This window comes from Sphingomonas sp. Ant H11 (assembly GCF_000797515.1).
Taxonomy (GTDB): Bacteria; Pseudomonadota; Alphaproteobacteria; order Sphingomonadales; family Sphingomonadaceae; genus Sphingomonas.
This window is the reverse complement of record NZ_JSBN01000148.1, coordinates 1-7,694: the sequence shown is the minus strand read 5'-3', so window position 1 is coordinate 7,694 and position 7,694 is coordinate 1. Positions and strand designations below refer to the sequence as shown.

The following is a 7,694-nucleotide window of genomic DNA, read 5'->3' as shown; positions in this document are numbered from 1 at the left end:
CGCACCCCGTGGCGGCGGTGGGGCAGGCGACGCCGCCCGTCGTGGCGCTTGCCCCCGTCACCGCCGGGCAGGCGTCCGTGCGTCATCATCACCATGCCAAGGGCGATTCGCTCGAAGGCTTCAATCGTGTGATGTTCTCGATCCATCAGTTTCTGGACCGGATCTTCCTGCGTCCGGTCTCGATGGCGTATAAAAAGATTGTGCCCAAGGTGGTGCGCACCGGCATCCGCCATGTCTTTTCCAACGTCGGCGAGCCGCTCGTTTTCGCCAACGACCTGCTGCAGTTGAAGCCCAAACGCGCGATCAGGACGCTGGCCCGTTTCGGGGTCAATTCCACCATCGGGATTGGCGGGTTGCTGGACGTCGCCAAGACGTCCGATTTCAACCTGCCGCATCATGACAACAGCTTCGGCAACACGCTGGGTCGATATGGGGTGGGGCCGGGGCCCTATATCTTCCTGCCGCTGGTCGGCCCCAATACGCTGCGCGACTTCGGGGCCGGGGTCGGCGAGGGATCCGTGCTGCCCCTCACCGTCGGCACGCCGTTCGATCGTGCCGAATATCAGGCGGCCCAAGCCGGGCTCACCGGGATAGATTTGCGCGCAGAATCCGATGCGGAGTTGAAGGCGCTGTTGGGCGCGGCGGTGGACCCCTATGCGACCTTGCGGTCGGCCTTTTTGCAGGACCGCGCGGCGACCATCGCGGAACTGCGCCACGGCACCAAGCAAACGAGCAGCCCGCTCGACGATCCCTTGAACGATCCCGGCGCGACGGAGGCGGTGCCCGCTGCATCCGCATCCGCTGGGCCGGCCAAGCCTGCTACCGACGACCTCCCAGCCGACCCGGCTCCGCCCGCCGACGAAAAGTCGGCGGCACCCAGCGCTCCCGCACAGCCAAGCCCCGCGCCCTAACCCTTTTTCGGGCGCGGCGGCCCGAGCAGGGCCGGTTCGAAGATTAACGCGCACACCAGGGTCCAGGCGAGCGAGATCATCAGGATCTTGCCCATGCTTGCCGTGCCCGGATGGTGCGACAGCCACAGGCTGCCGAACGCGCTGCCCGTTGCCAGCGCGCTGAACAGCACTGCGCGGGCGAGGCTGGATTGCAGCAAATCGGTCGCGCCACCGCGCCACGCCATCACGAAATAGATGTGGAAGGCGACGCCGACCCCGAACAGCAAGGGGAAGGCGATGATGTTGGCGAAGTTGATCGGCTGCCCGATCAGCACGCAACTGCCGAGCGTCAGGAAGCCCGAGAGGACGACGGGGGCGAGCGTAAACGCCACCTCCTTAACGTCGCGCAGCACCAGGAAGAGCAGACCGCTGACCAGGGCGAGCGCGAGCACACCCGCCTCGACGAATGCCCAGGCGACTGTTCCCGCCGCTTCCTGCGTTGCCACGGGCAATCCGCTGGCATCGGGCGCGACGGCGCGCACCGCCTTGGTGAAGCGGCGCAACACCGCGTTGTTGTTGCTGTCGCCCTTCGGGAAGACCTGCACCAATGCGCGGCCATCCTTGGCGATCCAGTTTCCGGCAATCTCCGGCGGCAGCGTGGCGCGCGTCACCGCTTCGGCCTGCAACGTCGCGCGAATCTGGCCCAGCATCGAGTCGAGCGGGGTGACCAGCAACGCCGTCGCGCGGGCGCGGTCTTGCGGCGTGCCGCTTGCGAGGCGCGAGAAGGCGGTGGCAAGGCGGCGCGCGCTATCGGCGGCGGGGCCAGGGTGGCTGGTCGCGGTCGCGCGCAATTCGGCGGCGGTACGCGCCAGCGCGGCGGCGGAGTCGGCATCGCTGGGCGGCGGGGTCACGTCGAACGGATTGATCGTCGCATCGAGCAGCAGCGAGGCATCCTGCACCAAAGCGAGCTTCACCTCCTGGTCGGCGGGAACGAAGCTGTCGACCGATACCGCTTCTGCACTTCGGGAAGGGCCCCCAGCTTCTCCGTCAACGCCTTGGCGGCATCAGCATTGGCGCGAGCAGGTTGATCGTATTAGGCGTGCGCAACGGGTCGCGCATCAGATCGCTCAGCGCGCGCATCGCCGGGCCGTCCTTGGCGCGCAAGTGCAGCGGGTTGAAGTCGAACTGGACGAAGGGGAGCAAGGCGATGCTGCCCGCCATCGACAGGCCGAACGCCCACAGCACCGTCTTGCGGTGGCTATGCAGCCAGCGATCGACCGGGGCGGCCTCGGCAAAGCCGACCTCGCGGCGTGGCACCCCCGGCTTGAGCAGCATCAGCATCGCCGGCAGCAGCGTGACGCTGGCGACCAGCGCGACGACCATCCCGAGCCCGGCAATGATGCCGAGTTCGGCAATGCCGATATAATCGGTTGGCAGGAACGCGCCGAAGCCGAGGAACACCGCCCCCGCCGCCAGCGCCAGCGGTGCGCTGAGTGCCACCGCCGCGCGTTGCAGCGCGGAACCCGTATCGGCTCCGTCGAGGCGTTCGGCATTGAAGCGCACCGCGATCTGGATGCCGAAATCGACGCCAAGCCCGACGAACAGCGGAATGAAGGCGACGGAGATGAGGTTGAGTGCCCCGACCGCGAGCAGGCCAAGCGCGGTCGTCACCACCAGCCCGGCGACGATCGTTACCACGATTCCTGCGACGATCTTCACCGACCGGGTGGCGAACCACAAAGTCACCAGCATCGCGGCGGCCATCACCAGCCCGACAAAGCCGATATTCTCCTCGAGCGTGGCGAATTCCTCGTCGGCCAGCGGCACTTCGCCGGTGGTGCGCACGGTCACCCCATGCGCCTGGTCGAGACCGAGCTTCGCCGCCTGCGCCTGGATCGCGGCAACGGCGTCCTCGCCGGGCTGGAGCGCGCCATAATCGAGCTTGGGCTGCGCGAGGATCAGCCGGCGCAGCGGCGGCGCGGCCCCCGCGCCGGGCTCGGCAAAGAGCTGCTGCCACGAGAAATAAGCGGGTTTGCCTACCGCCGAAGTTTCCAGCGCAGCCGCCATCGTCCGCATCGGGCGGTCGATCCGCGATAGCGGCACATCGCCGTTGGTGACGCCGGTCAGCATCGTCGAGAACGCGCCGGCAATGCCGCGCAACGACGGATCGCCAGCGAGCGGACCGAGCAAGGGCTGCGCGTCGATCAAGGCCTTGGTGGACGCTTTTACCGACGCGGTCGAGCCGAACAGCAGCCCCTCGCGATCGAAGAACGCGCCGCCATCGGGGCGCTGCACCGTGCGGAAATGGCGGGTGTCTTCGGCGAGCGCGGCGGACAATTTCGCGGTGGCGGCTTCGGCCAGTTCGGGCGTTTTGCCATCGACGATTACCAGCAGCACGTCGGACAGTTGCGGAAAGGCGGTCTCGACCGCTTTCTCATTCTGCCGCCACGCGATCTTGGGGGAGATCAGCGCCGCGGTGTCGGTCGTCATCGCGAAATGGCTGGCGGCATAGAGCGCCGCGCCTGCGACCAGCGCGAGGCACACCGCAAGCACCGCGAACGGCCGCTTAACGCCAAGCGCGACGAGTTGCTGGATGCGGTGCGCAATCACTGCTTGGGCGCGTCCGGGCCTGTGAAATAGCGCAATTTCAGGCGGATCGTCTGTTCCTGCCCGTCATAGTCGAACACCGCTTCCTCCCATTTCGGTGGGGCCAGGCGGATCTTGGCATCGTTGGAAAAGCCGACGCCTTCCTTGGGAATGCCGAACAGCGCGCGGTCGATCTTGCCATTGCCATTCTGGTCGTAAAACACCTGCGCGGCATAGCGGCCGGGCTTCAGGCCGGTCAGCGTCACCGTCGTCTGCCCGATCCGAGCGGGGGCATCGGCCGAGGTCGGGCAATCCTTCAGAAACTGCGCCTGGGTGCACAGATCAACATGCACGCGCCCGGTGCGGGCGCGGACATTGTCGACCGCGACATGCAGCACGCCGCTGGGCGCGCTGGCACCGAGCGCGAGCATGGCGAGCGGAAACAGCGCAAGCCGCGACCAAAGCTGATGCAGGGCGGAGAGGAAGCGATTCATGGCGGGGCCCTTAGACCAGATCAGGGCCGGATTGGAACCACCGGCCAACGCCGCTTGCTAAGCCGATTCACGGTGAACGCGCGCTGAAGCGCCTTAGCCGAAGATATCGGTCAGCGCTTCCGCCGCCGGGCCGTCTTTCCAGTTGCGCAGTTCGACATAGAGCGAGGTCTGGATCGTCGAGATGATCGTGATCACCAGCGTGGACGATACTGCGCTGACGGCAATAAGCCCGATCGACAGGCCCTGGCCCTGCGCGGCATTGGCCAAGTTCTGGAAGCCGATCAGCGCGAGGAAGAGCACGCCGACCACCGCCGAAATGATCCAGTAGATCACCAGCACGACCAGCTCGAGCGCGAAGATGTTCCAGCGCGCACCCTTGGTCAGTGCCGCGCTGCGTCCGAATGCGCCGAAAATGCCCGAATTTTCTTCGACCAAGGCGGGGGTGGCGACCGACAGTATCACGTAAAGGATGACGCCCGGCACAATCAGCAAGGCCAACCCGAAGATCACGATCAGCCCGAGCAAGATCGCCAACCCAAAGAGCGGCAGGATTTTGCGCAATCCGGCAAGCGCGGATTCGGCGAAGCTGACGGGCTGCCCGTCGCTATAGGCGACCGTCGCCCGGACCAGCGCGCCTTGCGCCAGAAAGTTGAAAGCCAGTGTCAACAGCGCCACGCCCGCCGTCAGCAGGAGCGTGGTGGAGTCGAACGGCAGCGTCTGTGTCGCCCGTGGGCTTTGCAGGAGAGCCTTGAGGATAACGCTCGGCAACGCTCCGAACAGGAACGAAATGCCGAACATTGTCAGCGGATTGGCACCGATTGTTGCGAAAGCGCGGTTGAAAACCCGGCCAATCGACATGCGACGGTCCGATGCTGCTGCGATAGTCGCCATGTCTGCGTATCCCCCGACCCTAGACCGTTGTCAGGGTGGCGGATGCGATCCGCTTCGTCCAGCGCAATTTGCCGATTGCGCGAAGGAAGAGTTGGTTTAGTTTGAGCGGGGTAGCGACCCATGCTGCCGGGGGAATGACAGTGAGCGGGGGTACATCGCAGCAGGTGGCGACCGCTACCGACCGTTTCGCTGCGGCCCATGCGGCGCTCAAAGCCGATTCGACGATTCAGTTCACGCTGCTCCCCGCGCCGCCGCCGCCCGCGCCGCCCTTGTGGCTGATTCAGTTTGGCAAATGGCTGCAGCAGGTGCTTGCCCCGATTGGACGTTTTTTCGCGTGGCTGGACGGGCTCTTTCCCAACTGGCCTTATGCCAAGATCTTCTTATGGGCGGTGTTGGCAGTGGCCGTCGCGGCGGTGTTGTGGGCGGCCTATCAGCGCATCCGCTACGGCGAATGGCGCTTGCCGCGCTTTCGCCGCGCCCGTCCGTCGGCGATCATGCCCGAAGGTGAAGCCGGGTGGGAGCCGGAGGCGGCACCGGTGCGTGAATGGCTGCGCGAGGCCGATGCGCTGGCGGCGGCGGGGCGCTATGCCGAGGCGGTGCACCATTTGCTGTTCCGCTCGATCGACGACATCGCCCGGCGTCGCCCGCAATTGGTGCGCCCGGCGCTGACCAGTCGCGAACTCAGCGCGTCCGACGCGATTCCGCCATCGGCGCGCGGCCTGTTTGCGGGGATTGCGCGCCTGGTCGAGCGTAGTCTGTTCGGCGGCCGTCCCGTCGCCGCCGACGACTGGCAGAGCGCGCGCGCGGCTTATGCGGACTTCGCGCTGCCACGGACGTGGCGCGGATGAGCGATATCGCGATCGGCACTGCTGGGTCGAGCTCGGGCGGGTTCTCCGTGCGCACGGTTGGCATCGTCGTGGCGGCGGGGATCGCCTTGTTCCTCGGGATGCTCGTGCTCGGGGCCTATGCGCCCGATTTGCGCTCGGGCCGCAATGGCGGGGCGCACGCGCTGTCGAATGCGGCGACCGGCTTTAGCGGGATTGTGCAACTGGCACAGGCGACCGGGCGCGATGCGCAGATCGTCCGGGATGTGCGCGCGCTCGATACCGAGGATCTGGTGGTGCTGACGCCCGAGACCGGACGCACCGATATGAACAAGGTGATCGAACAGCGCGCGCTCAAGCCAACGCTGGTGATCCTGCCCAAATGGCGCACCGTCGCGGATCCCGAGCATTCGGGGTGGGTCCGCTATCGCGGACTGCAGCCGACGTTCGAGCCCGAGGGTGTGCTCGCCCCCAAGAATGACCTGAAGATCGCGCGCCATCCGAGCGGTGGGCGGCCCCTGATCGGGCTGTCCTGGATGCCCGCCGACGTGCACTTTGCCGCGCCACGCCCGTTACAAACGATGGCGGGGGCCGATCTCAAGCCGTTGATTACCGACGATCAGGGCGGGATCGTGCTCGGCCAGATTGGCGAGCATCCGTTCTATGTGCTGGCCGACCCCGATTTGCTGTCGAACATTGCGATGCGGGACCCGAAACAGGCGCGGTCGGCGTTGGCGTTGCTCGATTTTCTCAATGCGACGGGCGCAAAATCGGTGCTGTTCGACGTGACGCTGAACGGCTTTGGCCGGTCGCGGACGCCGCTCAAGCTGGCGTTCGAGCCGCCCTTCCTTGCGATGACGTTGGCGGTCGCGGCGGCGGTGCTGCTCGCCGGCATCCAGGCGACCGCGCGGTTCGGCGCGCCACGGCGGCGCGAGCGCGCGATTGCGTTCGGCAAGACCGCGCTGATCGACAATGCCGCCGCTTTGGTCCGCAAGGCGCGGCGGCAAGGTGCGTTGGGCGCGCGCTATGTCGATCTGGTGCGCGAGCGCGCGGTGGGTGTGTTCGGGGTGCCCGCGCGGCTGCGCGATGGCGCGCTCGATGCGCATCTCGATGGCCTTACCGATCGCGCGCGTTTTTCGGATCTGGCCGAGCAGGCGCGTGCCGCGCGCGACCCGCGCGATATGCTTCAGGCGGCGCAGGCGCTGCATCGATGGTTATGGGAGAAGACACGGTGACGGGTGCAATCACGACAGTCGAGGACGTCGCGGCGCTGGCCCAGGCCATTCGCGGCGAGATCGGCAAGGCGGTGGTCGGGCAGGAACAGACCGTCGAGGTCCTGCTGGTCGGGCTGTTTGCGGGCGGGCATGTCCTGCTCGAAGGACCGCCGGGCACCGCCAAGACGCTACTCGCGCGCAGTTTTGCGCGCGTCATCGGGCTCGATTTCGGGCGCATCCAGTTCACGCCCGATCTGATGCCGGGCGACATTATCGGTGCCAATCTGTTCAACTTCCAGACCAGCACCTTCACGCTGACGCGCGGGCCGATCTTCACCGATCTGCTGCTGGCCGATGAAATCAACCGCACCCCGCCCAAGACGCAAGCGGCGTTGCTGGAGGCAATGCAGGAGCGCACGGTGACGATCGACGGCGAGAGCCTGTCGCTTGGCGAACGCTTCATGGTGGTGGCGACCCAGAACCCGATCGAACAGCAGGGCGTCTATCCACTGCCGGAGGCGCAGCTCGACCGCTTCCTGTTCAAACAGACCGTGGACTATCCGAGCGCGGCGGAGGAGCGCCGCATCATCGCCACGCATGGCGCGCACGGCCATGCGATGGAGCCTGCCGAATGGGGCGTTGCGGCCGTCGCCAATGCCGCCGCCATTGCCGATGCGATCACGGTGGTCGGGCAGGTGCGGCTGGTCGACGAGGTGATCGACTATATCGCCGCGCTGATCCGCGGCACGCGCGGTGTCGCCGATCTGCAAAGCGGCGCGAGCCCGCGTGCGGGCG

At 66.6% G+C, this 7,694-nt stretch carries 6 protein-coding genes and 1 pseudogene; 4 read left to right on the top strand and 3 right to left on the bottom strand.

Annotated elements, in window-relative coordinates; translation table 11 throughout:
• The first annotated feature begins 8 nt into the window (after positions 1–8).
• Positions 9–911, top strand: coding sequence for an MlaA family lipoprotein (locus tag NW75_RS19810; protein ID WP_081988842.1), 903 nt, complete (start codon positions 9–11; stop codon positions 909–911).
• Here the strand turns inward: NW75_RS19810 and NW75_RS19805 are convergent.
• The 3 genes and pseudogenes from NW75_RS19805 to NW75_RS19795 form a co-directional block, all read right to left on the bottom strand.
• Positions 908–3,500, bottom strand: a pseudogene (locus tag NW75_RS19805) (MMPL family transporter). The gene NW75_RS19810 and the pseudogene NW75_RS19805 overlap by 4 nt on opposite strands.
• A complete protein-coding gene (locus NW75_RS19800) occupies positions 3,497–3,970 on the bottom strand; it encodes a DUF2141 domain-containing protein (RefSeq protein WP_033967074.1) in 474 nt (157 codons plus the stop codon). Before NW75_RS19800 ends, NW75_RS19805 begins: the two are co-directional and overlap by 4 nt.
• A 93-nt stretch (positions 3,971–4,063) precedes the next feature.
• On the bottom strand, positions 4,064–4,861 hold the full coding sequence (locus NW75_RS19795; protein WP_126848737.1) for a hypothetical protein: 798 nt from the start codon (positions 4,859–4,861) through the stop codon (positions 4,064–4,066).
• Positions 4,862–4,995: 134 nt separating this feature from the next.
• On the opposite strand from NW75_RS19795, the gene NW75_RS19790 reads away from it, so the two are divergent.
• The 3 genes from NW75_RS19790 to NW75_RS19780 all read left to right on the top strand — a co-directional run.
• A complete protein-coding gene (locus NW75_RS19790; protein ID WP_171010497.1) occupies positions 4,996–5,709 on the top strand; it encodes a DUF4129 domain-containing protein in 714 nt (237 codons plus the stop codon).
• Entirely contained in the window at positions 5,706–6,920 is a 1,215-nt protein-coding gene (locus tag NW75_RS19785) for a hypothetical protein (protein WP_033967070.1), read from the top strand. Before NW75_RS19790 ends, NW75_RS19785 begins: the two co-directional genes overlap by 4 nt.
• On the top strand, positions 6,902–7,694 hold a 793-nt coding region (locus tag NW75_RS19780), incomplete at its 3' end, for an AAA family ATPase (RefSeq protein ID WP_052192528.1). The genes NW75_RS19785 and NW75_RS19780, both read left to right, overlap by 19 nt.

What these genes read in the sequence shown, in the direction of transcription:
- NW75_RS19790 (WP_171010497.1), top strand. Translation starts at nt 4,996, where the DNA reads ATGACAGTGAGCGGGGGTACATCGCAGCAGGTGGCGACCGCTACCGAC.
- NW75_RS19795 (WP_126848737.1), bottom strand. Translation starts at nt 4,861, where the DNA reads ATGGCGACTATCGCAGCAGCATCGGACCGTCGCATGTCGATTGGCCGG.
- NW75_RS19785 (WP_033967070.1), top strand. Translation starts at nt 5,706, where the DNA reads ATGAGCGATATCGCGATCGGCACTGCTGGGTCGAGCTCGGGCGGGTTC.
- NW75_RS19800 (WP_033967074.1), bottom strand. Translation starts at nt 3,970, where the DNA reads ATGAATCGCTTCCTCTCCGCCCTGCATCAGCTTTGGTCGCGGCTTGCG.